Annotated in this window: 23 protein-coding genes; 3 read left to right on the plus strand and 20 right to left on the minus strand. The window is 38.1% G+C overall.

Annotated features, from left to right (window positions below; all coding sequences use genetic code 11):
* Positions 1–11: 11 nt before the first annotated feature.
* Positions 12–3,578: a chromosome segregation protein SMC gene (smc, locus tag ACFOUV_RS05030; RefSeq protein ID WP_379495658.1), complete on the minus strand. Its 3,567-nt coding sequence runs from the start codon at positions 3,576–3,578 to the stop codon at positions 12–14.
* 173 nt (positions 3,579–3,751) lie between these two features.
* On the opposite strand from smc, the gene ACFOUV_RS05035 reads away from it, so the two are divergent.
* Complete coding sequence (locus tag ACFOUV_RS05035; RefSeq protein WP_379495659.1) at positions 3,752–3,973, plus strand: DUF1128 domain-containing protein; 222 nt, start codon at positions 3,752–3,754, stop codon at positions 3,971–3,973.
* 54 nt (positions 3,974–4,027) lie between these two features.
* On the opposite strand, the gene rnc is transcribed toward ACFOUV_RS05035, so the two are convergent.
* From rnc to sdaAB, 9 genes are all read right to left on the minus strand, one after another.
* Entirely contained in the window at positions 4,028–4,711 is a 684-nt protein-coding gene (gene rnc, locus ACFOUV_RS05040; RefSeq protein ID WP_379495660.1) for a ribonuclease III, read from the minus strand.
* 122 nt (positions 4,712–4,833) lie between these two features.
* On the minus strand, positions 4,834–5,067 hold the full coding sequence (gene acpP / locus ACFOUV_RS05045; protein ID WP_379495763.1) for an acyl carrier protein: 234 nt from the start codon (positions 5,065–5,067) through the stop codon (positions 4,834–4,836).
* Positions 5,068–5,196: 129 nt separating this feature from the next.
* On the minus strand, positions 5,197–5,937 hold the full coding sequence (fabG, locus tag ACFOUV_RS05050; protein WP_379495661.1) for a 3-oxoacyl-[acyl-carrier-protein] reductase: 741 nt from the start codon (positions 5,935–5,937) through the stop codon (positions 5,197–5,199).
* Entirely contained in the window at positions 5,937–6,875 is a 939-nt protein-coding gene (gene fabD, locus ACFOUV_RS05055; protein ID WP_379495662.1) for an ACP S-malonyltransferase, read from the minus strand. The genes fabG and fabD overlap by 1 nt, the downstream gene beginning before the upstream one ends.
* Before the next feature lie 4 nt (positions 6,876–6,879).
* A complete protein-coding gene (plsX, locus tag ACFOUV_RS05060) occupies positions 6,880–7,878 on the minus strand; it encodes a phosphate acyltransferase PlsX (RefSeq protein ID WP_379495663.1) in 999 nt (332 codons plus the stop codon).
* Positions 7,862–8,455, minus strand: coding sequence for a transcription factor FapR (gene fapR / locus ACFOUV_RS05065; RefSeq protein WP_379495664.1), 594 nt, complete (start codon positions 8,453–8,455; stop codon positions 7,862–7,864). Before fapR ends, plsX begins: the two co-directional genes overlap by 17 nt.
* A 93-nt stretch (positions 8,456–8,548) precedes the next feature.
* A complete protein-coding gene (gene recG / locus ACFOUV_RS05070; protein ID WP_379495665.1) occupies positions 8,549–10,582 on the minus strand; it encodes an ATP-dependent DNA helicase RecG in 2,034 nt (677 codons plus the stop codon).
* Positions 10,583–10,597: 15 nt separating this feature from the next.
* On the minus strand, positions 10,598–11,473 hold the full coding sequence (gene sdaAA / locus ACFOUV_RS05075) for an L-serine ammonia-lyase, iron-sulfur-dependent, subunit alpha (RefSeq protein ID WP_379495764.1): 876 nt from the start codon (positions 11,471–11,473) through the stop codon (positions 10,598–10,600).
* A gap of 20 nt (positions 11,474–11,493) precedes the next feature.
* The gene (gene sdaAB / locus ACFOUV_RS05080) at positions 11,494–12,156 is read right to left on the minus strand and encodes an L-serine ammonia-lyase, iron-sulfur-dependent subunit beta (protein ID WP_379495666.1); all 663 of its coding nucleotides are present in this window, start codon (positions 12,154–12,156) and stop codon (positions 11,494–11,496) included.
* A gap of 200 nt (positions 12,157–12,356) precedes the next feature.
* On the opposite strand from sdaAB, the gene ACFOUV_RS05085 reads away from it, so the two are divergent.
* Positions 12,357–13,628: an NCS2 family permease gene (locus tag ACFOUV_RS05085; RefSeq protein ID WP_379495667.1), complete on the plus strand. Its 1,272-nt coding sequence runs from the start codon at positions 12,357–12,359 to the stop codon at positions 13,626–13,628.
* Between the two features lie 142 nt (positions 13,629–13,770).
* On the opposite strand, the gene ACFOUV_RS05090 is transcribed toward ACFOUV_RS05085, so the two are convergent.
* Entirely contained in the window at positions 13,771–15,432 is a 1,662-nt protein-coding gene (locus ACFOUV_RS05090; protein WP_379495668.1) for a DAK2 domain-containing protein, read from the minus strand.
* A 28-nt stretch (positions 15,433–15,460) separates the two neighbouring features.
* On the minus strand, positions 15,461–15,823 hold the full coding sequence (locus ACFOUV_RS05095) for an Asp23/Gls24 family envelope stress response protein (RefSeq protein ID WP_379495669.1): 363 nt from the start codon (positions 15,821–15,823) through the stop codon (positions 15,461–15,463).
* A 378-nt stretch (positions 15,824–16,201) separates the two neighbouring features.
* Here ACFOUV_RS05095 and rpmB point away from each other — a divergent pair, with 378 nt between their 5' ends.
* The gene (gene rpmB, locus ACFOUV_RS05100) at positions 16,202–16,390 is read left to right on the plus strand and encodes a 50S ribosomal protein L28 (RefSeq protein WP_010649390.1); all 189 of its coding nucleotides are present in this window, start codon (positions 16,202–16,204) and stop codon (positions 16,388–16,390) included.
* Positions 16,391–17,099: 709 nt separating this feature from the next.
* On the opposite strand, the gene spoVM is transcribed toward rpmB, so the two are convergent.
* The 8 genes from spoVM to fmt form a co-directional block, all read right to left on the minus strand.
* The gene (spoVM, locus tag ACFOUV_RS05105) at positions 17,100–17,183 is read right to left on the minus strand and encodes a stage V sporulation protein SpoVM (RefSeq protein WP_010649391.1); all 84 of its coding nucleotides are present in this window, start codon (positions 17,181–17,183) and stop codon (positions 17,100–17,102) included.
* Positions 17,184–17,221: 38 nt separating this feature from the next.
* Positions 17,222–17,872: a thiamine diphosphokinase gene (locus ACFOUV_RS05110; protein WP_379495670.1), complete on the minus strand. Its 651-nt coding sequence runs from the start codon at positions 17,870–17,872 to the stop codon at positions 17,222–17,224.
* A gap of 5 nt (positions 17,873–17,877) precedes the next feature.
* On the minus strand, positions 17,878–18,534 hold the full coding sequence (gene rpe / locus ACFOUV_RS05115; RefSeq protein WP_379495671.1) for a ribulose-phosphate 3-epimerase: 657 nt from the start codon (positions 18,532–18,534) through the stop codon (positions 17,878–17,880).
* Positions 18,535–18,537: 3 nt separating this feature from the next.
* On the minus strand, positions 18,538–19,419 hold the full coding sequence (rsgA, locus tag ACFOUV_RS05120) for a ribosome small subunit-dependent GTPase A (RefSeq protein ID WP_379495672.1): 882 nt from the start codon (positions 19,417–19,419) through the stop codon (positions 18,538–18,540).
* A gap of 1 nt (position 19,420) precedes the next feature.
* Positions 19,421–21,499: a Stk1 family PASTA domain-containing Ser/Thr kinase gene (gene pknB / locus ACFOUV_RS05125; protein WP_379495673.1), complete on the minus strand. Its 2,079-nt coding sequence runs from the start codon at positions 21,497–21,499 to the stop codon at positions 19,421–19,423.
* Positions 21,496–22,254, minus strand: coding sequence for a Stp1/IreP family PP2C-type Ser/Thr phosphatase (locus tag ACFOUV_RS05130; protein ID WP_379495674.1), 759 nt, complete (start codon positions 22,252–22,254; stop codon positions 21,496–21,498). Before ACFOUV_RS05130 ends, pknB begins: the two co-directional genes overlap by 4 nt.
* A gap of 95 nt (positions 22,255–22,349) precedes the next feature.
* On the minus strand, positions 22,350–23,696 hold the full coding sequence (gene rsmB, locus ACFOUV_RS05135; protein ID WP_379495675.1) for a 16S rRNA (cytosine(967)-C(5))-methyltransferase RsmB: 1,347 nt from the start codon (positions 23,694–23,696) through the stop codon (positions 22,350–22,352).
* 1 nt (position 23,697) lies between these two features.
* Positions 23,698–24,642, minus strand: a complete 945-nt coding sequence (gene fmt, locus ACFOUV_RS05140) for a methionyl-tRNA formyltransferase (protein ID WP_379495676.1) — start codon at positions 24,640–24,642, stop codon at positions 23,698–23,700.
* Positions 24,643–24,650 lie beyond the last annotated feature (8 nt).

Here is a 24,650-nt window from a genome sequence, read left to right on the forward strand (position 1 = left end):
TTGTTAACCTCCTAGGCCTTTATTAATTCTTTCGTATCCTCTAGCCTTACGGAAACAAGTCTTGATACTCCCGATTCCTGCATGGTAATACCGTAAAGAACATCCGCTTCTTCCATCGTACCTTTCCGGTGTGTAATTACAATAAATTGTGTGTTATCACTGTATAACTTAACATATTTTGCAAACCTAGCAACATTCGCCTCATCCAATGCCGCTTCTACTTCATCTAATATACAGAAAGGAACAGGACGTACTCTAAGGATTGCAAAGAGTAATGCGATAGCTGTCAAAGCACGTTCCCCACCTGAAAGCAAACCTAAATGCTGGAGTTTCTTTCCAGGTGGCTGGGCAATAATATCTACTCCAGTCTCCAAAAGATTTTTAGGATCGGTCAACTTCAGTTCTGCATGTCCACCACCAAATAATTCTGTGAATACAACTCCAAATTCGTCTTTTATTTTAGTAAAAGTTTCATCGAAAAGATGCTTCATTTCTTCATCCATTTCACCTATCACTTTATATAGGATATCTTTCGCTTCCACTAAATCGTTTCTTTGTTCTGTTAGGAACGAATATCGCTCGGATATCCGCTCATATTCATCAATTGCTCCAAGATTGACGTTTCCAAGACGTTCCACATCCAGCTTTAACTGCTGCACGATAGATTTTGCTTCTTCCATGTCTTCTACCTTTTCATATTCCTGTCTGGCCTTCTCGTAAGTAATTATATACTCTGTTTGTAAATGATTTAAACGATTTTCAAGATCAACGTCCAAGCGATTTACTCTTACTTCTTTTTGCTGAATCGCTTGTAAATACTGTTGATGATCTTTATTCTCTTCTTTCAATTCACGTTCCATATCCCCGACGAGTTGTGTTTGTATGGATCTACTATCTCGTATTTCTTGAAGTTTCAAACTGGATGATTTCTTCTCTTCTTTTGCAGACTGAATCATTTGATCAATATCAGATTCCGTCTCTCCTGAACTCTCTAGTTCAACAAAATTCATTAATTCTTTTTCAAACTTTTCATGTTGTGCTTTCAAACTGCTTAATTGCTGCTTTACAGAATTCGTTTTTTCACGTTGGTTTTTCACTCTTTCATCTTGCTCAGCGAGTGTAACCTGCAACTGATGCAAGTCACTTTGCATCTGTTCCTTGTTTTCTTTAAGCTTAGCATTCTGATTGGTTAACATCTCAATTTCTTTCTGAATCGATTCCAGTTGCTGTTTGGTTTCTTCCAATTCATTGGTCAGAGTGGTGTCACGAATAATTAGATCATTTCTATCCTGAACGAATTGTTTTTTATCCATATCATAAATGGAAAGATTATCATTTATGGAGGAAAGCTTCATTTCTACTTGTTTTAAATCTGTACGTAATTCCTGTAATTCATTTTGGACATTGGATAAGTCATTTTCTGAAGATGACAGTTTGCTTTCCAAGTCCTGAACATTATTTTTTCTACGTTTCACCATTGCTTCAAATTGTAATACTTTTTCCTGATACTTATTTAACCGTTCTGTCATTTCCTGTAAATCTTTTTCTCTAGTAAAAAGTGATTGATTGGTTTTCTTTTGGGCGCCACCAGACATGGAACCACCTGGATTTACAACATCTCCATCTAGGGTAACAACACGGAATCTTCTATTTACAAGTGCAGCAATTTCATTAGCATCCTTTAATGAACGTGCTATAATGACGTGCCCCATCAAGTGATTGACAGCTTTTTGATATCGATTACTTGTTTGGACAAGTTCTGAAGCAACCCCTATGAATCCTGAGTGATTCTCAATTTTGCGAAGGATCTCTTTTGGTATAAATCGTTCCTGTATCGACCCAAGAGGTAGAAATGTAGCTCTTCCATTATTCGTTTTCTTAAGCCAGGCTATGGCGTTTCTTGCGGCTTGATCATCGTGTACGACAATGTGTTGTGCTTGGCCACCGAGAACGGTCTCAATTCCTGTAATATAATCTTTAGGCACTTCAATTAGCTCAATAACTGCTCCATATATATTCTCAAGTCTTTTTTCTTCACGAGCTTTTAAGATAGCTTTAACACCATGGAAAAACCCCTGAAAATCCTCTTTCATTTCTTCCAGCATTTCTTTTTTTGATTTCAATTTTTCGATATACTGATATCCCTGATAAAGTTTTGCCTGAGATTCCTGAAAGTGACCACGTTCGGACTGTAGATCTCTTTTCAAGTTTTTAATTAAATTTTCTTTTTCAAAGAAATGTTTTTCCTTATCCTTAGAAGCAATTTCCAATTCTTCTTGCTTTGCCAATAATTGCTTACGTAATGTAATATAGTCTTGAAATTTTTCAGCTTGTTTATCTTTCTTACCGTCTATTTGTTGTAATTGCTGTGCAATGGATTGTTTTTCATTGCGTTTTGCCGCCTGCTTATTAAGTAATTCAATGTAATCGGACTTTAGTTCTTCAATCTGTTCAGATATACTTTCTTTACTCATCGTGAGTTGCATTTCCAGCTGACTGGCATTTTCTTGCACTTTTTTTCTTTTTTCCTGCAACTCAGCCAGTTCTTTTCCTTCTTTATTCAACAAATCTTGCAATTTACTTATTTCTACTGTAGTTTCCTTTTTTTGCAGTTCCAGTTTATCTCTATTTTCTCCAAGATGCTTCGAACGTTCTTCCAATAATTGTTTTTTACCTTCATACTTTTCAAGTTGTTCCGTCGCTGTCAACAAACGGGCCTGTAATGCTTCAATTTCATTATCAAGTTGCTGTGAATCCAGCTTCAATTTTTCTAGGTCAGCCTCTTTCCGTTTTACGGCTGTATTTCGATTTGCTTCTATCATTTTGTCATTTTCGAATTCCTTTAAAAGCAACTGCCATTCGCCGTGAATTTGTTCAATTTCGGTGATCAAGAACGAGATTTCCTTCTGTTTTAATGTATCTTTTAATTCTATATACTTTGTTGCAGTTTTGGCCTGCTCTTCTAATGGATTAATTTGTTGTTCAATTTCATGGACAATATCTTCAACTCTGTTAAGATTTTCTTGTGTTTCAGCTAATTTATATTCAGATTTCTTTTTCCTTTGTTTATATTTTAGAACACCGGCAGCTTCTTCAAAGATTGTTCTTCGTTCTTCCGCTTTGGAACTGAGAATTTCTTCTACTTTTCCTTGACTTATAATCGAAAAGGCTTCCCGCCCCAGTCCAGAGTCCATGAAAAGATCAATAATATCTTTTAATCGGCAGGATTGTTTATTGATATAGAACTCACTATCACCGGAACGATAAACACGGCGAGTTACACTGATTTCATCATAATCAAGTGGTAATCGCTTATCTTCGTTGTCCAGCACAAGTGTCACTTCTGCTACATTCAATGCTTTCCTCGTATCACTGCCTTGGAATATGATATCTTCCATTTTAGAGCCACGTAATGATTTAGCCGATTGTTCGCCAAGTACCCATCGTATTGCATCGGTTATATTACTTTTCCCACTACCATTAGGACCTACAACCGTCGTCATTCCAGGTACAAATTCTACATTTATCCGCTCCGCAAATGATTTGAAGCCCACACTTTCCAATCGTTTTAAATACATATACATTCTCCTATTTCAAAAGAAACCTTATCCCTGTGTTCCTTATCATTAATATTCTTAGAAAACTTGGCTTTTTAACTTATTTATTTTATCATAAAGTGAGTAACAAAAGAAGAGCAGTGTCATTCAGACACCATATATTACAATGGTCAAGCGATCGGGGGGGAATAAATATGAATTTAGAAATTGCAAATGAGGAAAACTTGAAAATATTATTGGATGAATTAGCGAATCGGTTAAATGTCGTTAATCGTTCCATAATGGATCCAGAAGATTATAATTTGAATAAATACGAGGATTTGAAATTCATGTATGACATGGTTGTACAAAAAGGTCAACTAAGCGCTTCAGAAACACAAGCTTTTATTACAGAATTGGCAAGCATTAGAAAATAAATTCATTCAAAATTAGAGGCTGCACCCTATGAAGTGTACAGCCTCTTTATTTCATTACAGTTTTGAATGATCAAGTGCGTATTTTGCGGCGCGCTGCTCTGCTTCCTTCTTCGTTCTGCCAGTACCTTCACCAGCTATACTACCCTTTATAACTGCTTGAGCAACAAATTCCCTGTTATGGGAAGGTCCTTTTTCTTCTACAATTTTATACTCAATTGACTGATCTTTGCTCTGTTGGACCAATTCCTGCAGTTGACTTTTATAATCCATCGCATGCGAAAAAGCACCTGTATTGATTTTCGGAAAAACATGGACCTTGAGAAATTTTAATGCTATATCAAACCCTTGATCCAAATAAAGAGCTCCAAGGAAAGCTTCAAACACATCTGCCAAAATTGCAGGCCTTTGCCTGCCACCCGTTTGTTCTTCGCCTTTACCTAGCAGAAGATATTCTCCAAAGTGCAGCTCAAGGGCAAAGTTCATTAGCGATGGTTCACAAACAATAGCAGCTCTTAATTTAGTCATTTCACCTTCAGGCATATCTTTATTTTTCCTAAAAAGATACTGAGATACACCTAATTCCAAGACTGCATCACCAAGAAATTCAAGACGTTCGTTATCCGAAAACACGGTATTCCGATGCTCATTCACATACGATGAATGTGTAAATGCCTGTTCTATCAGGTTGTGATCTTTAAAGTTAATTTCCAATTGCTTTTCTAATTGGCCCACATCCATGGCTGTCGCCTCCAATTACAATATAGCGAAAGCCCCGCATCAGCGAGACTTTCTGTATGAGGATCTTCAAGAAGTTTTGAACACCATCTATTAGCAAACTAGCGGTATTTTCCGCAATATAGTTAAGCTTTGCTGTTTATGTAATTCACAGCATCACCTACTGTATTTATTTTTTCAGCATCTTCGTCTGCGATTTCCATGTCAAATTCATCTTCTAATTCCATTACAAGTTCCACTACATCCAATGAATCTGCTTCCAGATCATCCTTAAAAGAGGCTTCCATTGCAATTTTTGATTCATCAACATCAAGACGATCTACGATAATAGCTTTTACACGATCAAATACATCTGCCATCATACTTCACCTCCCTTCAAGTAGTATAAAAGATTTTCGTATGAATTTCTAGCTGGAGCAGGTTCTGTCCAGTCTATATGAAATTAAACAGTATTCCGGATCCTAAACGGCCTTATTCGCTTTTGGTTTTCACATCACCATTCCTCCATCGATATGTATCGTTTGGCCGGTGATGTAGTTGGCGTCTTCGGATGCCAGGAAGCGAACTACTTTTGCTACGTCCTCGGGCGTACCTAGTTTTGCCAGCGGGATTAGGCTTAGCATACTTTCTTTTTGTTCTTCATTCAGTTCATCTGTCATATCTGTAGAAATAAATCCAGGTGCCACTGCATTTACCAGAATGTTACGGGATGCAAGCTCTTTAGCTGTTGTCTTTGTCAGTCCGATGACACCAGCTTTTGCAGCTACATAATTTGCCTGGCCTGGATTCCCACTAACTCCTACAATTGATGCAACGTTAATAATTCTTCCTGCTTTTTGCTTCATCATTTGTCGGGTCACTGACTTCGTACAAACAAAGACACCTTTTAAGTTCGTATTAATAACCTGATCAAATTCTTCTTCCTTCATGCGCATCAGCAAATTATCTCTTGTTACTCCAGCATTATTTACTAAAATATCCAAGCTTCCAAATTCACCAATTACATCTTTTACCATTGATTTTACATTCGCTTCATTGGCAACATCAGCTTGGATTTTAAAAGCTTTCACACCCATCTGTTCGATTTCTTCGACTACATCTTGCGCTTTTGCTTCACTGCCTGCATAATTGACTGCAACGTTTGCACCCTGTCTAGCCAGTTCAAGTGCGATTGCTTTTCCTATGCCGCGTGAAGCTCCTGTTACGAGTGCATTTTTTCCTTTTAGCATTACGATTCCTCCCTGTACCATGAAATGAAATCACGCATTGATTTAATATCCTGAACTGCAAAAGTAGGCACTTTTTTGTTTATTTTTCTTAATAAACCAGAAAGAACTTTCCCATTACCTAATTCAACGAAAGCATCAATCCCTTCATCAATCATCTGATTGACTGACTCTTCAAAGCGTACAGGGGAGTATAGCTGTTTGAGGAGCAAATCCTTTATTTCTTCACTTGCGGTAACAGCTTCAGCGGATACATTGGCATATACCGGTATTGTTGCATCTTTGATTGACGTTTTATCTAAATAGCTTGCAAATTCTTCATTTGCAGGCTTCATTAATCTGGAATGAAATGGTCCACTAACATTCAAAGGTAGGACGCGCTTTGCTCCATTTTCCTTCAATAAAGATGAAGCTTTGTCAATTCCCTCTTTCGATCCGGAAATAACGATTTGACCAGGACAGTTCAAATTTGCAAGATCAACCACTTCATCTCTGATTGTTTGCAGAATCCCAGAAACTTCCTGCTCCGATAATCCGAGTACCGCAGCCATCGTACCTTGCCCTTTCGGGAATGCCTCTTCCATTAACTTCCCACGAACAGCTACTAGTGGTAAGGCATCTTCCAATGTAAATGCATCCGCAGCAACAAGTGCACTGTACTCACCCAGACTATGGCCTACAGTCATCGTCGGCTCGACTTTTTCCTGCTGTAATAATTTATGTATAGCGATACTAGTCAAAAGTAGTGCAGGCTGTGCATTTTCGGTTTCTGTCAATACTTCTTTCGGTCCATCAAACATAATTCCCATTATATCTTTACCTAATACTTCATTCGCTTTTTGAAAAAGATCCTGTACGAACGGATATTCATCATAAAATTCTTTCCCCATTCCAACTGCCTGCGAACCTTGGCCTGGAAACATAAAAGCAACACGTTTCATACTATCACTCCTTATCTAATTCAATTGATTCAACTGTTGTTTTAATCGTATTCGTAACATCATGTTCAACCATATGATTTGCCTGTTTAATAGCACTTACAATCGCCCTGCTTTTGGAAGAGCCATGCGCTTTAATAACAGGAGCAGCTAGTCCAAATAAACCAGCACCACCATATTCCGAGTAATCCAGTTTATTTTTTAATCCTCGCAAATCATTTTTCATAAGTCCAGCTGCAAGCTTTGTTTTCGTTGAGGACATAAACGTTTCCTTCAATAAAGTGAAAACAGTTTGTGCTGTACCCTCGATTGTTTTCAGTGCGATATTTCCACTGAAGCCATCTGTAACGACAATATCTGCTGCGCTACTCAATATATCTCGTGCTTCCACATTTCCGATAAAATTAATCGGGGCATTTTTCAACTGTTCAAAGGCCTTTTTTGTGAGATCATTTCCTTTTCCTTCTTCTGTACCTATGTTTAGCAACCCTACAGTAGGATTTGGGATACCACGGACTTTCTCTGTGTATATGGAACCCATGATTGCATACTGAACTAAATGGTTTGCTTTAGCATCCACATTTGCACCGACATCAAGCATGAGAAAACCTTTACCATCAACCGTTGGTAAAGTAGGACTCAATGCTGGTCTGTCTATTCCAGGAATTCTTCCAACTACAAATAACCCAGCACTCATTAATGCTCCAGTATTTCCAGCTGAGATACATGCATCAGCTCGCTCTTCTTTAACAGCTTGTGCCATTAATACCAAGGACGCATTTTTCTTACGGCGCACTGCTCGTACAGGTTCATCATCACTTGTTATAACTTCATCGGTATGTACAATTTCGATATTGGTATCATTTGTTAATAGCGGTTTGATCTGATTTTCATCACCATACAGGGTAATGGTCAAATTATCGATTTCTGATACAGCGTTCATAGCACCTAGAACAATTTCTTGTGGCGCATTGTCGCCACCCATAGCATCAATTGCTAATTTCATTTCCATATTCCCCTTTATTATCGTTTGATTGATACATATAGAATAGACCAGTAAAGACTTTCTCATTATCTACAAAACTATTTACCTGTACAATGGTTCGGTCTTTTTTATCTTTACCTTGTATGATTGCCTTTGCAATCACACGCTCTCCTTCAATAACCTGGCGTGTAAACTTCAATTCAGATTTTGCAGTAAGAGCCAGTTCATCGTTAATAACAGCAACAGCCAACGAATTGGCCTGGGCAAATAAATGATGACCCCTTGCTATTTTATTTCTGGAAAAGACGAGGTCAAAAGTAATATCTAAAATTGATATTGCTCGCTTGTCCAATTCCAAATCTATAATTTCACCAATCACTTCATCAAGTGGCAAAGCCTTTACAGTCTCATTCCATTGATTTGTCGCAACATACTTTATACGCTCTCTCAATTCAGGAATACTCATCTCCATACGATCTAATCGTATCGTTTGAATACTTACATTGTACTCTTTTGCAAGTTGCTCATCTGTAATGAAGGGGCTCTGTTCAATTTTTTCTTTTAGTAGTTGTTGACGTTCTGTTTTTGTTTTTTTCATAAGGGCACCATCCACAATCATTTAATTCACTGCTTTTATGACTTGGTACTAATAGTAATATATAATACCGCCTTTAATTATGCAAGTTAACCATCAATCCAATTTATCCGTGAAGGAAAATTGTTTTTCAATGTATTGTCTTAATGGATAATATTCTGCATCGTTTTCTAACAGGTTTTCTTCAATAATTTCCTGTGCATCCTTCCGAGCAGTTTCCAATGCTCGATAGTCATGAATCATATCTGCGACTTTAAATTCAGGAACACCACTTTGCTTTTTACCGAAGAAATCGCCGGGTCCGCGTAATTTTAAATCCTGTTCAGAAAGTTCAAATCCATTTGTCGTTTCTGTCATTATACGCATGCGCTCTTTTCCCACTTCACCTTTTGGTTCGGAAATAAGGATACAATAACTTTGCTTTTCACCCCTTCCAACCCTTCCTCTTAATTGGTGGAGTTGCGATAAACCGAACCTTTCAGCATCATAGATAACCATTATTGTTGCATTAGGAACATTCACACCAACTTCTACTACGGTCGTTGAAACGAGTACTTGTATGTCATTCACAGCAAATTGTTTCATAACCCCATCTTTTTCTGCAGCTGGAAGTCTTCCGTGCATTAATCCGACTTTCACTTCTTTCGGGAAATATTCCTGAAGCTGGTGAAACAAATCAACCGTATTCTGAATATCTAGCTTATCCGATTCCTCGATCAATGGACTAATCACATACGCTTGTTCCCCTTCGGCAACACGTTGCTCTATGAAGGTCAAAATTCTTTCAAATGTATTCTCTTTTGCCCAAAGCGTTTCAATTTCTTTCCGTCCAACAGGCATTTCATCAATTACGGAAACATCCATATCACCAAATGCAGTAATCGCAAGCGTCCGTGGTATGGGTGTTGCAGTCATAAACAGTACATCAGGATTTAACCCCTTATCTCTAAGAATCCGTCTTTGTTCCACGCCAAATCGGTGCTGCTCATCTACAATCGCAAAGCCCAAGTCATTAAATATTACTTCATCCTGAATGAGTGCATGTGTACCAACTACTATATCAGCTTCATGATTCAGGACCTTTGCTAAAATCTCTTTTCTTCTCTTGCCTTTAATAGAACCCGTAAGCAAAACAATTTTAGCCCGGTCTCCAAATAGTTCCGTAAGCGATTGGTAATGTTGTTCAGCGAGAATTTCAGTTGGAACCATTAATGCCCCCTGTTTTCCAGCAGTGATAGAAGCATAGAGACTAATTGCAGCTACCGCTGTTTTACCTGATCCAACATCCCCTTGAAGCAATCGATTCATGCGGTATGGGGATTTTAAATCAGCCAATATTTGATTAAGAGATTTCTCTTGGGCGCTGGTTAATGAAAAAGGAAAGCCACCAATAAATTCCTGGACTAGTATAGGATCGTAGTGTTGTGCATTACCTTGGGTTGACTCCCGTTTTAACTTGCGCAATAGCTGCATTTTGAGCTGAAAAAGCAGGAATTCCTCATATGTAAATCGGCGTCGTGCATGTTTTAAAGCTACTCTATCTTTTGGAAAATGCATCGTGAATAATGCATCTTTCCGATTTGGTATTTTATAGGACTGAAGATACCTTTCCGGTAAAATTTCATCAATTCCAGTTCCGTAATCAGTTATTGCCTTCTGAATTATTTTTTTCAATTTTATATTCGTAAAATCTCCCTTAACAGAATAGATCGGGTTAATCTTCTCCTGATCCTCAGCGGGACCAACTTTGTAATTGCTGACTGTTATTTGTAATCTATGGGCATCCCACTTACCTGTTAACGTGATTATATTCTCTGCTTTAATTTGCTTTTTAGCAAAAGCCCTGTTAAACATAACCGCTTTAATCGCTACACCTTCAACTTCTACAGTAAATGACAGTCTTGATTTCTTCCTCCCAAAAAAAGTGAGGGAAGGATCATTTACTACCCTTCCCTCAATTGTTACTTTATCTTCATGTATCAATTCACTAAGTGGTCTAATTTCATATACATCATAACGATATGGGAAATAATAAATCAGGTCGGCAACCGTGTGTATGTGCATCAACGATAAGTCTTCTGCAGCTTTATCTCCAACGCCTTTGATTTCAGTTACAAGTTCACTTATCACAGCAAATCACTCTTTCTACATCGTAGTTCCATAGATTTTTTCTTTAAGCAATCTGCCTGTTGGGGTATCTGCCAATCCACCTTCACCAGTTTCACGTAAACTAGATGGCATTTGTCTTCCAATACGGTACATTGCTCCAATAACTTCATCACATGGGATTTTGCTCGTTACGCCAGCAAGCGCCATGTCAGCAGATACTATTGCTAAGGAAGACCCTCCGGCATTTCGTTTAACACATGGTACTTCCACAAGGCCTGCAACAGGATCACAGACAAGTCCAAGCATATTTTTCAATGTCATTGCAAACGCCTCTGAAGATTGCTGTGGTGTACCACCAGCCATCTCTACAATCGCTGCTGCAGCCATTGCGCCGGCAGATCCAATTTCAGCCTGACATCCACCTGCCGCCCCTGAAATAAATGCGTTATTTGCTACGACAAATCCAAACGCTCCTGCAGTAAATAAATAGCGGATCATTTGTTCACGAGTTGGATGAAGTTGTTCTTTTACAGCAAATAACGTTCCTGGAACACAGCCGGCACTTCCTGCAGTCGGAGTGGCACAGATAATGCCCATTGCTGCATTTACTTCATTCGTTCCCATTGCTTTACTCACTGCATCCATCATCAGGTGGCCAGATAATGGGGTTTTTTCTTTCATATATTTTTGAATACGTACAGCATCACCGCCAGTTAGTCCAGTTACCGACTGGACACCTTGCATCGCATCATCGATTGCCCTTTCCATAACTTGCAGATTCTTTTCCATTTCTTCATAAACTTCTTCACGTGTTTTTTCTTTAACATCCATTTCCTGACGAATCATTACTTCAGAAATTAATATATTTTCGTTCTCAGCTATTTCAACCAATTCGGCGACTGTTCGAAACATCATAAAACTCCTCTCCTTAATCAGCTGACAATTTTAGAAATCTGGATGATATGGTCAGCTCCCTCCAGCTCTTTTAAAATGGGATCCTCGACATTTTGATCGACTTCAATGACCATCAATGCTTCTTTACCAACATCTTTACGGTTTACTTCCATATGTCCAATGTTAACTTCATACTTGGCGAGAATCCTTGTTACAGACGCAATCGCACCGAACCGATCGTTATGCATGATTAGAATCGCGGGATGATTACCTGATAAACGAAGTTCGAAGCCATTAAGTTCCGTAATTTCAACTTTCCCTCCACCTATCGATATTCCTATAAGTTCGAGCTGGTCAGAATCATTCCCAATGATTAAACGAGCAGTATTGGGATGATCTACGGCAGCACTATCTTCAATAAATTCAATTTCAAGACCTTTCTCCTTAGCAATATCCAGTGCCTTACTCATTTGTGGATCATCTGTTTCAAAACCCAATAATCCACCTGCCAAAGCAAAATCTGTTCCATGTCCCCTATATGTTTTAGCAAAGGATTCATATAAATGAATTTTTGCCCATTTCGGTTGCTTTCCAAATAAGTTACGGGCAGCTTTACCTATACGTGCAGCTCCTGCCGTATGTGAGCTTGATGGGCCGACCATAACTGGACCGATAATATCAAATACTGAATTATATTTCACATGTATGCACCACCTATTTTATTTGTATAAATCTAGCTCTATTGTAAAGTATAACAAAAAAGACTATAATAATCATTTGTGGATTATAGAATTAGTGTATGTCTTGAGAATCTGTCCTATTTTATTAATTTGATAGATATAGGCTGCACTATTTTCGTTAATCGGGTGGGAGAGGGACGTAAGACATATGAGGAATTTTTATGAAACAATCATGTACTAAACAAACAGCACCTTTAAGAGATGAAATCATTGCTGGAATCATTGGCTATTTTACGACTGTGTATATCGTAATTGTCAATGGATCCATTTTAAGTGAAGCTGGGATTACCCTGGAAACTGGAATGATTGCTACTATTATAGCCAGTTTTGTTGGCACAATGGTAATGGGTATTTTTGGAAAGCTACCATTGATCCTAATTCCAGGAATGGGGATCAATGCATTATTTGCATATTCGATCATTGGGAATAATGGTTTTACATTTCAAGAAGGCTTGGCTGTCGTTCTTGTCGCAGGACTTATTTTCCTAATTACTGCATTCAGTAAGATTGGTGTAATATTGAAAGATGCCATTCCAAATTCACTTAAACACGGGATCACCGTGGGACTCGGTTTTTTCTTGATTCTAATAGGACTTGAAAAAAGCGGCCTTATTATAAGCGGTGAAAGTACAATAATTGAAATTGGTGACTTCACATCAACAACAGTGATCGTAAGTCTTATAACTCTATTCATCGCCATCTTTTTATTTGTAAAGAATATACCGGCAAACTTCTTACTTACAATGGTCGTCGGAACAATACTTGCAGCTCTCTTTGGTTTACCAAACACAGAAGTTAGTACTGTCAGCGTCAATATGAGCGAGCTTTTATTTATGCCCTCGTTTACGGCAGCTGGACATTTTTCTTTCTGGCTTGCTGTATTTCCATTAGCCTTGATTCTCATTTTTGAAAATATGGGGATTCTCAGCGGGCAGCTCGAAATGCTTCATCGAGAAAAAAGCTATAGCAGAGCATTTCGAATTACAGCATTCTCGGCAACAGCCTCCGCATTTTTCGGCACTTCACCAACTGTTTCGGGAGCTGAAAATGCAGCCGTAATTGCTTCAGGTGGTAAAACAGGCAAAGCAGCAATCACAGCAGGACTTTTATTCCTGGCTACCATTTTTATTATTCCATGGATCTCCATGGTTCCTAATTCTGCGATCAGTCCGATATTAATCATCGTTGGATTTTTAATGGCTCAAAACATCCGCCATTTGCCTTTAGACAACCTTTCAGAGAGTATTCCAGCAATGTTGATTGTCGTTATGATTCCATTCACATACAGCATCGGTGATGGGATGGCTTTTGGTTTTATTGCATACCCAATTGTTAAAGCTGCTTTAGGTAAACAGCAAGAACTAAGTAAGCCATTAATTGCCATATCAATATTATTTTCATTAAGTTTTATAATGAAAATCGTTGGACTTTAAAAGCATCGCCTCCTGTTCGGTTTGAACTGGAGGCGATTTTTCTCATATCTTTTCATTCGCCAAAACTTTTCGCGAGTACCATGCCTTCCTATCTGCCAAAAAAGGACTATACATTTATTTGTATAGTCCTTTAATACTTTATTTATTCCACGGAGAAAATATAGGAATATATAGGTTGATTACCGTTATGAACTTCAATTTCAACATCTTCATATGTTTCTTCAATGTAAGCCACAAGTTCCTTTACTTCTATATCATCTACATCCTCACCATATAAGATAGTTAGGATTTCATCATCATCCGAAATTATTTCCTTCAGTAATAATTTCGCTGCTTCTGATTTTTCTTTGTGTGTTGCAACGATTTTCCCTTCATCAATTCCCATGAAATTACCGTTTTCAATAGTAATACCCTCAATTTGGGTATCTCTGACAGCATATGTGATTTGGCCGGTTTTCACCTGTTTGCGGGCTTCATCCATTGCATCCCTGTTTTCATTAATATTCGAATCCGGGTGAAATGCAAGCATTGCACTAATCCCTTGTGGAATAGTTTTAGTAGGTACTACTTTCACATTCTCTTTTGCCAGATCAGCAGCCTGATCGGCAGCCATACGTATATTTTTGTTATTTGGCAAAATAAGTATGTTTTTAGCGTTCGCTTTTTTAATGGCATCGGTAATGTCCTGCGTACTTGGATTCATCGTTTGTCCACCTTCAATTACGACAGATGCTCCAAGACTTTCAAACAATGCTTTAAGTCCGCTTCCTATTGCCACTGTAACAATCGCATATTCACTCTTTTCTTTAGGAATGGATTTTTTTTCCTGATCTCCTACAAGAGCCGTATGTTGTTCACGCATATTTTCTATCTTCATATTGATTAGACTACCAAACCGCTGCCCTAATGTCATACATGTTCCAGGAGTCTCTGAATGCACATGGACTTTTATAATATCTTCATCCGAAACAACCAATAGAGAATCACCCAATTCACTAAGTTCATTACGGAATTCCTCTTCACTGAATGGATTTTCTGCCAGCTTTTCATCTTCAAATTTCACCATGAATTCTGTGCAGTATCCAAATACGATATCTGAAGTGTCCATAAAGTCCTGTGTCACTTTATGATGTTCTGCATTAACCATTTCTTCCATTTTAACTTCTGTAGTATCCTCTGGAAGTTCTTCACCTTTTAAGGCAGCTAAAAATCCTTCATAAATTGTCACAAGGCCTTGTCCACCTGAATCCACTACACCGACTTCTTTTAAAACCGGCAGTAAATCAGGAGTTCTTTGAAGGGAAGCTTTAGCTTCAGCCAGTACTTTTTCCATAAATACAATAATATCTGTTTCTTTTTCAGACTCACTAACAGCTTTCTTTCCAGCATCTTTTGCTACTGTTAAGATTGTACCTTCTACAGGCTTCATTACAGCTTTGTATGCGGTAGCAACACCCGCATCAAAAGCCCCGGCAAGATCTGGTACGGTTAGTTCTTCTTTTTTACCCATTCCTCTTGCAAAACCACGAAATATTTGAGACAAAATTACACCTGAGTTCCCTCTGGCTCCCATTAATAAACCCTTTGCAAAAGCATTTGCTACTTCAGAAACGTTGTTCGTGGTCAGTTTTCTGACTTCATTCGCTCCTGATGTCATTGATAAATTCATATTTGTACCGGTATCACCATCTGGTACCGGAAATACATTTAATGCATCAATTTTATTGGCATTGTTCGTTAAATGGTGTGCTCCAGAGAGTACCATTTGTGTTAAAGTAACGCCATCTAACTTTTCAACCGTCACTATGCTTCCTCCTCCAAACTGTAACAATTTAATCTTTTGCTACACGCACTCCTTGAATATATATATTTACTGAGTCAATTGCTAAACCTAATGATTGACTTAATGTATATTTCACTTGTGATTGCACATTGTTAGCTACTTCAGATATTTTTGTACCATAGCTTACGATAATATACATATCAATATGAAGTTTCTCCTCTTCCTGGCGAACTACAATCCCACGCGAGTAATTCTCTTTTCTCAGGATTTCGGCAATACCGTCTCTTATTTGGCTTTTAGATGCCATTCCTACAATACCATAACATTCTACTGCTGTCCCACCTGCAATGGTAGCAATAACTTCATTTGTAATTGTTACCTGACCATCATTTGTATTAAGTTCAATGGACATAAGAATCCTCCTTAAAAGTACATGTCAAAAAAATAGCTACGTATAGAGCTATCATTCCTTTTTCTGCTAAAACACCAAAACATAATATAAGAAAATTATACTATAGCCTGTATGTATTTAAAAGCAACTACTAATATAATATGATAAAATTATTATGCAAAAAAATCCTCTTTTAACAATGGATGATTTCACATTATCTGTCAAGTGTTTTATCTTTATCCTCTATTCAAAGAAAAAACGCCTGTATATCAGTACATAGACCTCAATGAACAAGTAGTTAAAATGTATTATTGATAAAAGATTGATTGCATTATCAGCTTACTTATGATAAATTGTATAAGTATTAAATGACACATGATAGAGTAAGGAGGGATTAACATGGCTAGAAAATGTGTTGTAACTGGACGTCAAACTCGCAGTGGAAACCAACGCTCTCACGCTATGAATTCCAACAAGCGTAATTGGAAAGCTAATGTGCAAAAAGTACGTATTATGGTAGACGGAAAACCTAAAAAAGTTTACGTTTCTGCACGTGCCCTGAAATCAGGTAAAGTAGAGCGCGTATAACATACGATAACTACATTAGTTGATAAAACAAAAAACACCCGATGTGCATGCATTAGGTGTTTTTTTTATGCCTTTTTTCAGGCTCTTTGATTAATCTTTGTTAATTTATAACCATCGCACCCCGAGATAAAATACGAACTAACTTATATCTTTATTGGATCCTAACCACAAAGCGACGTAATTTCTGGGTAGTATTCTAAGATGTATGCTATTGCTGTCGTCCGGGATTACTCTGGGCGGATGCTTTCCGCGGGCACGGCCTCAGCCTCCTCGAGAAACCCACTCTGCGGGTCTTCGGACACGTGCTTTTCCTGCAGGAGTCACCGCCCAGAGCAATCCCGGACTGGTGGAGCTGTGTGATGAGATTTTTATAACAATCACTAATGCAGTTAATCGTTTGTAAACTTCTAACCAGCTCTGGGAAATATACGAAGACTCCTGCGGGAGGAAAGGCATAGGTGAGACTCTGAAATGCGTTAGCATGAAGAGGCTCACCAGCCGCCTGCGGAAAGCGAAGTATATTTCCCAGAAGCGGTCGCCGAAGTTTCTACATACTGATAGAAGTCAACTGCGCAGTTTATAGATTTTGTGGCAAAAAGCAAATTTTTTTTGGTTGGACGAGTAAACACAGTCCCAATCTTCTAGCAAAAGGGCTTTATTAAAAAAAGAAAGCTTTTATCAAACAAATTGACAAAAGCTGGTTCATCCGTTATTTTTCTTTCTTGAACATCCCAATAACAATCTTGACAAATCCACCAACAAACCTTGGAAGTTTAATCGTATAAAATTTCATAAGCAGGGACCCCTCCTGTTCTACAATCCAAACTGCTGCTAAATTGTATCACAACTCTTTACTAGTAATAGTATGCCTTTTTCAAACGAAAAAGTACCACTTTTTGAAAGAAGCTTGTTCGAGATACAGCGAGTCGATCCCCAGGAGATAGTTGTATTTGTTAGCGGATAGTAAAATCCAGAAAGATTAATACCTTCCACAACTTTTGTATAAGGAACAAAAGAAATATACGGATACGTAACATCCTGGCTGACCGTATACTTCCCCGGAAAGGTCATTTCAAGACAGTTTGACTTATCCACGATATAACCGTTGATCCCTTTATTTTCAATTTGATAAAGCAACTGGATGTTTATTAGCTCATGATCGAGTCTCCCACCCGTTACTCCAAATAGATGTATATGACCGGGATTCAGTTCGAAACTTTTCTTTAAAGCAATTTCAATATCTGTTTCGTCTTTTTCCGATGGGTACTGTTCCATGTACTTTGTATGTTGCTTTATAAAGGCCTTCTCACTGGCATTAATTGAGTCAAAATCACCAACCGCGTATTCCACAGGGATATCATGTTCAGCCAGAACATATGCCCCACGATCAGCTCCTATCCAAATATCTATTTTATCCTTGTAAAGGTACAGATCTGGAAGCAAGTCTACTGGACCATTCCCCACAATTCCTACTGCTACCATACATATTACCCTTTTGCCGCTTGCAGAATATCTTTTATTGCCTGATGACGATTTGATTGATTAAAAACAGCACTACCAGCAACAAGTACATCTGCTCCTGCATCTGTACAAAGTTTTGCAGTTTCCGTATTGACTCCTCCATCGACTTCAATTTCAAATGTCAGATTTAATTCTTTTCTCCATGTAAAAATCTGTTCAATCTTCTTCAATGTTTCATGGATAAATGACTGCCCACCGAATCCAGGATTGACGGTCATAATTAAAACAAGATCTACCTCAGACAAGATTGGCTTGATCATTTCAACTGGTGTTGCAGGATTTATAACTACTCCTGCTTTCGTTCCGTTTGCCTTAATTAACTGAATCGTACGATGTAAATGCGGAGATGCTTCTTGATGGACTGTAATTATAGATGCTCCAGCTTTAGCAAAATCAGCAATATACGTGTCCGGATTTTCGATCATCAAATGCACATCTAAAGGTAGCGATGTTACTGGTTTTATTGCTTCTACAATCAAAGGTCCAATCGTAATGTTTGGTACAAAATGTCCATCCATTACATCTACATGAATATAATCCGCACCTCCATTTTCTACATCCTTTATCTCTTCTCCCAATTTCGAGAAATCTGCTGATAATATTGATGGTGCTATTTTTGTCATAACTTAATACCTCGGCTTTCTTGTTTGTATTTCTTCCAGGAAGCTCAAATAATGCTCGTACCGGAATTTTGGAATTTCTTCATTGTCTACTGCTGTCTTAACGGCGCATTTCGGTTCTTTATGGTGCATACAGCCACGGAATTTACAATTTTCTCTTATAGCTCTCATCTCAGGAAAACAATTTGTTAGCTCTTCCGCTTCGATTTCATTAAATTCAAGAATACTAAAACCCGGTGTGTCTGCGACAAGCCCGTGATTAACCTGCATAAGCTCCACATGTCTTGTCGTATGCTTTCCTCTACCAAGACTCTTGGATATTTCAGCTGTCTTAAGCAGTAGGGATGGCTTTAACACATTTAGAAGCGTAGACTTCCCTACGCCGGATTGGCCAGCAAATACGGATACTTTATCCGCAAAATAATGCTCCAGTACCGGAACGTTATCCGGTTGCTTTGATGATAACATTTCTACGGAATAGCCAATTTTCTCGTATATTTCTTTATAAGAATTCATGTTCATTCGCTCTTTATCAGATATTAAATCAATTTTAGTAATAAAAATCAAAGGGTTAATATTTTTTGATTCAATCAACACAAGAAAACGATCTAGCAATAACGTGCTGAAATCAGGGGAAACAGCAGAGCTTACGATAATGGCTTGATTGATATTTGCTATAGGCGGCCGGACAAGTTCATTTGACCTTTTCTCTATTTCCATGATATATCCTTCTCCGGGATTACTTTCCTCAAATTGAACAAAATCCCCCACAAGAGGGGTTATTTTTCTGTTGCGAAAAACACCCCGACCTTTACATGAGTAGATTTTATCCCCTGATTGTACGTAATAAAATCCGCTTAAAGCTTTTACAATTCTGCCTTCTGCCATTTTAGTCACCCTCTTGCCCTTCATAAGTTACTGTTTTACTTCTAATGACTTCATCATCTCTTTTTATTATATACTCCGCTTCGCCACCTGGAGGAATGGTTAAAGTAAAAGTAAACTCTTCGTCCTCTGTAATTGCTTTCTCATCATAGACATTTGTTATTTCATTATCCAAATCACCAATATAAATACTGACAATCTGTTCGACTGGTTCCTCTTGTACCCCTTCCTCTTCCTGCCCCTCTTCTTCAGTGCCTTCGTCAGGTAAGGGATCAGGACTATAAGGTACCAAATACGTTATGGTATGCGAACGAGGAGGTAATGCTTCTGGTCCTGAAGATATATAAACATTTACCGTAGAACGTTCTTCCAGTTCAGTACCAGAACTTGGTTCCTGCCTAATAACTGCACCTTCAGGAACGGTTTCTGAAGTCGCTTCAACTTTATTCATTACTAAGTTATTGCTTTCCAAATAAGATCTTGCATCCTGTTCGCTCATATCCGCAAGATTGTTTAAACTGACTAATTCAGGCCCCATACTGATTTCAAAGATTACCCTCTCTTCACTTGGCACTACTTCACTACCTGGTGCTGGTTGAATTTGAGTTATAACTTCTCCAACTGGACGGTCTGAATGTTCTTTATAGGTTTTTATATCTGTAAAGCCTGCTTCTTCAAGAAGTCTTTCAACTTGTCCTATATCGCGTCCGACATAATCACTGAATTCTACTTTTTCTTTACCTTGACTAACGGATAGCGTTATGGTTGAATCTTCTTTTGCAGTTCTTCCTGCTCTTGGGTCAGATCTTACAACAAGACCTTCCTCTAATTCCTCGGAAAAAACATCTTCCTGCTCGACAACTAAATTAAGTGATTCCAGAAGCTCCCTTGCTTCTTCACTTTCCATCTCTGTAACATCTGGTATGTTAACATCTTTCGGTTGCATGTAGTAATATGCAGCTACTCCTCCAGCAAGCAGTAAAAATAGAACAATTAAAATAATTAGCCATTTTTTCTTACCCTTTTTTTCTTTAACTGGTTTTGTAGTCTTCTTTTTTTTGTTTTGATTCTTTTTAGTCTTTTTTGATGAGGTTTTCTTTACTTCCTTTTCCTCAGGGAAATTTTTAGTACCCTCATTCACTTGATGGACCAATGTAGACTGTTCCATATCCTCTTCTATTTGTTGGTCCGTTATTATCGGAATTGCCTTTGTTTCTTCTCCCGCTTCAATTGGTGGAGCGAAAGGTAACTCATTAAGTTTATCCGGGTGTAGTGCTGTTTCAATAACCTCTTCCAAGTCATGTATGTTTTCATACCTATGAAATGGATCTTTAGCTGTCGCTTTTAATACAATATTTTCAACACTTTGTGGAATCGCTTGATTAAATCTCCTTACAGAAGGTGTATTACTTTGCAAATGCTTTAATGCAATGGAAACTGGCGACTGTCCGGAGAAAGGAAGACGTCCTGTAAGCAGCTCAAACAGCACAATACCCATTGAATATATATCCGATTTTTTAGTGGCCATTCCACCTCTTGCCTGTTCAGGAGACAAATAGTGTACTGATCCTAGGATCGAGTTCGTCTGTGTCAATGAAGTTGCACTCAATGCGATCGCTATGCCGAAGTCAGTTACTTTTACTTGTCCGAAATTGTTAACGAGTATATTTTGAGGCTTAATATCACGATGTACAATATCATTTGCATGGGCAAGAGCAATAGCGGAACTGATTTGTTTCATAATGTCTAATGCTTCTTGGACATCAATCGGCCCATAGTGCTGTATGTATTCTTTTAATGTCATCCCTTCGACATACTCCATAACCATATAAAGTACTTCATCTTCTTCGCCTACATCATATATACTCACAATATTAGGATGGGATAAACTTGAAGCCGACTGCGCTTCTCTGTCAAAGCGTGCGATAAATTCTTGATCATTGATATATTCCATTCGTAAAGCTTTTACAGCAACATCACGCTCGAGAATAATATCTCTGGCCAGATACACATTGGCCATCCCGCCCCCACCAATTTTTTCTTTGATTTTATAGCGTTCGTTTAGAAGGTGACCTCCATTCATCCAATTTCACCCTCTCCCGAAGAAGATTCATACTGTATAAGAATGAGGGTAATATTGTCTTCTCCCCCCCGATCATTTGCAAGATTTATCATTTCTGATCCGATCTCTTTCAAGTGATTGGGTTTCTGTGTAAATGCAGCAAGTTCGGTATCATTCAATTTATTTGACAACCCATCCGAACATAGGAGTAGCCTGTTTCCCTCGCCCCATTCAACAGTCAATATATCTTCTGTTACCTGTTGTTCCGTCCCAATAGCCTTCAACAAAATATTCTTTCTTGGATGCTGTTCTGCATCATCTTTAGAAATTTGTCCGGAGCGTACCAGCTCATTAACAAGGGAATGATCTTGGGTAATTTGTTTAAAGCCCGTATCATTCAAAAGATAACACCTGCTATCACCAACATGCGCTATCGTTATAAACTCTTTTGTGCATACGACAACAACAATAGTTGTCCCCATGCCCTCATATTCCTTATTAACCAACGAATGTTTATAAATGGATTGGTTAATATCTGTAATCGTCGCTGACAACCATGCTTCTATTTCCCCTGGCGTTTTTAAATCAGAGGTTGACTTCCATTTATCCCTGACCAGTTCCGTTGCAAGCTTACTAGCTACATCACCAGCCTGATGGCCACCCATACCGTCAGCAATGACAGCTATTAATTGTTGATCCGTATTAAAAAATATTCCACCCGCATCTTCGTTATGGCTTCTAACTTGACCACGGTCAGTCAGAAAATGACCTTCCATGTTTCTCCCCCCTCACTCCTGAGCAAGTTTTACTTTTGAATTAAATTAGTACTATGAATAAAGTATTGCACAATTATCCCAATAAAAGAACTAAATTATCCATTTTTTTTAAGACGTGTTAAAAAGAAGCCATCTGTCTGATAATCTTGCGGGAATAATTGAATCCCATTTTCCGTTATTCCTGGGGACTCTTTTAAATCTGAAGGTAACGTCTCAAAAAATTCCTCATCTACTTGAAAATCAAGATGATTAGCTAAGAATCGTTTTACGACATTTTCGTTTTCTTCGACATCCACCGTACATGTACTATAAATCAATAATCCATTACTTTTTAATAATGGAGCAACATTTTCAAGGATATCCATTTGTATTTCGGATAGTCGTTGTATATCTTCTTCTTTTTTGTCGTATTTAATTTCAGGTTTCCCTCTGATTACACCTAAGCCGGAACATGGCGCATCGATTAATATTCGATCAAAACTTTCCTTTTCATGCAGTTTACCAAGTTCTCTTGCATCGCCCGGATTGGCATCAATAATGGACAGGTTAAGCAATGCTGCTTTATCATCAACTTGTTTTATTTTCTTTGAATGTAGATCATAGGCGTGAATCATTCCTTCATCCTGCATTTTTTCAGCTATATGCGTGACTTTCCCACCAGGGGCACTGCAGCCATCGAGAATATGCATTCCTGGTTTTGCATCAAGCATTTCTCCCACAAGCATAGAGCTCTGATCCTGAATGGTTACATATCCGTCACGAAACAACGCTGTATTTAAAATATTTCCTTTATCAACAATTATTCCTTGTAATGAAAATGCAGACTTTCTTACTTCAAAACCTTGTTCGGTTAATAGTTGAATCGCATTTTCACGTGTGATTTTCATTGGTTGAACCCTGATGGAACTAAGTTTTCTTGTTATGTTCGCTTCACACATTGCTTTTGCAGTTTCATAGCCATAGTTGGAAATCCAACGATTGACAAGCCACTCTGGGTGACTTGTTTCAACAGAAAGTCGCTTTGCCGGGTTTTCGATGATCGCTGTGTCTGGAACGCCACTACGTTGCGCACTCCGAAGAACACCATTAACAAGTGATGATATTCCTTTATGACCACGTTGTTTTGCTATTTCAACTGCTTCATGAATAATCGCATGATCTGGTACTTTATCGAGGTATATCATCTGATATAGAGACATCCTTAAAAGCATTCTTACCCATTGATCCATTTTTTTATTATTTTTCACGAAACGATCCAAATAATAATCCAGTGTCATTTTTCGTTGTAATGTTCCGTAAACAATTTCAGTCATTAAGCCCTCATCTTTTTCGTGTATTCGCTTTGACTTTATCTCGTTATTTATTAATAAATGACTGAATCCACTATCTTTCTCTATGCGTAGCAGCATATCAAGAATCGTATTACGTAGTTGATATTTCATATTATTCACCTAATATTTTCCCAGTTTTTATACGAAGCTGTGATCCTTGTAAGTATTCTTTTACTGTCATCCGCTTTTTTCCAGCAGGTTGAATTTCTGTTACTTTTATACCTTTTTGATTTCCGCAGACAACAATGAATGCGTGATTATCCTCAATTTGTACAATTTCACCTGGAGATTTACCAGCGTATTCAGTATCTTCCGGCTCACCCCACCAAATTTTCATCACCTTTTCTTCATAAGTAGTAAAAGCGACCGGCCATGGGTGCAGCCCGCGAATTTTATTATAAATCTCAGTATTGCTTTTATTCCAGTCTATCTTTTCCTGTTCTCTCTTTATATTGGAAGCAAAGGTTGCTTGTAATTCATCCTGTTTTTCTGGGGTCAGTTCATTTGAAAAAATCTTTGGCAATGTTTTTGTTAATAGATCCGCTCCTGCTTCAGAAAGTTTCTCATGCATCGTTCCCACATGGTCCTTTGTGTCAATTGGCACAGACTGTTGGGTTAAAATATCTCCAGCATCCAATTTTTCGACCATATACATAATCGTAATTCCTGTTTCCTTTTTCCCTTCCATGATAGCGTAATGAATTGGTGCTCCTCCACGTAGTTCTGGAAGGAGCGAAGCATGTACATTTATACATCCGAATTCAGGTGTTTCAAGGATTTCATTTGGTAGCAGTTGTCCATATGCCGCTGTAACAATTAAATCCGGTTCATACGATAATATTTCCATGTAATCATTCTTTAGTTTTTCTGGTTGGAATACAGGTATATTATTTTTTTCTGCTTCTACTTTGACTGGTGGAGGTGTGATCACTCGTTTTCTTCCTTTTGGTCGATCCGGCTGTGTTACCACAAGTACTACTTCATATTCAGAATTAACCAGCGTTTGTAAAACAGGTACTGAAAATTCTGGTGTCCCCATAAAAACAATTCGTTTCATTTGTTTAA

Origin of the sequence: Oceanobacillus longus, from assembly GCF_042650085.1 — a bacterium.
Lineage (GTDB): Bacteria > Bacillota > Bacilli > Bacillales > Amphibacillaceae > Oceanobacillus > Oceanobacillus longus.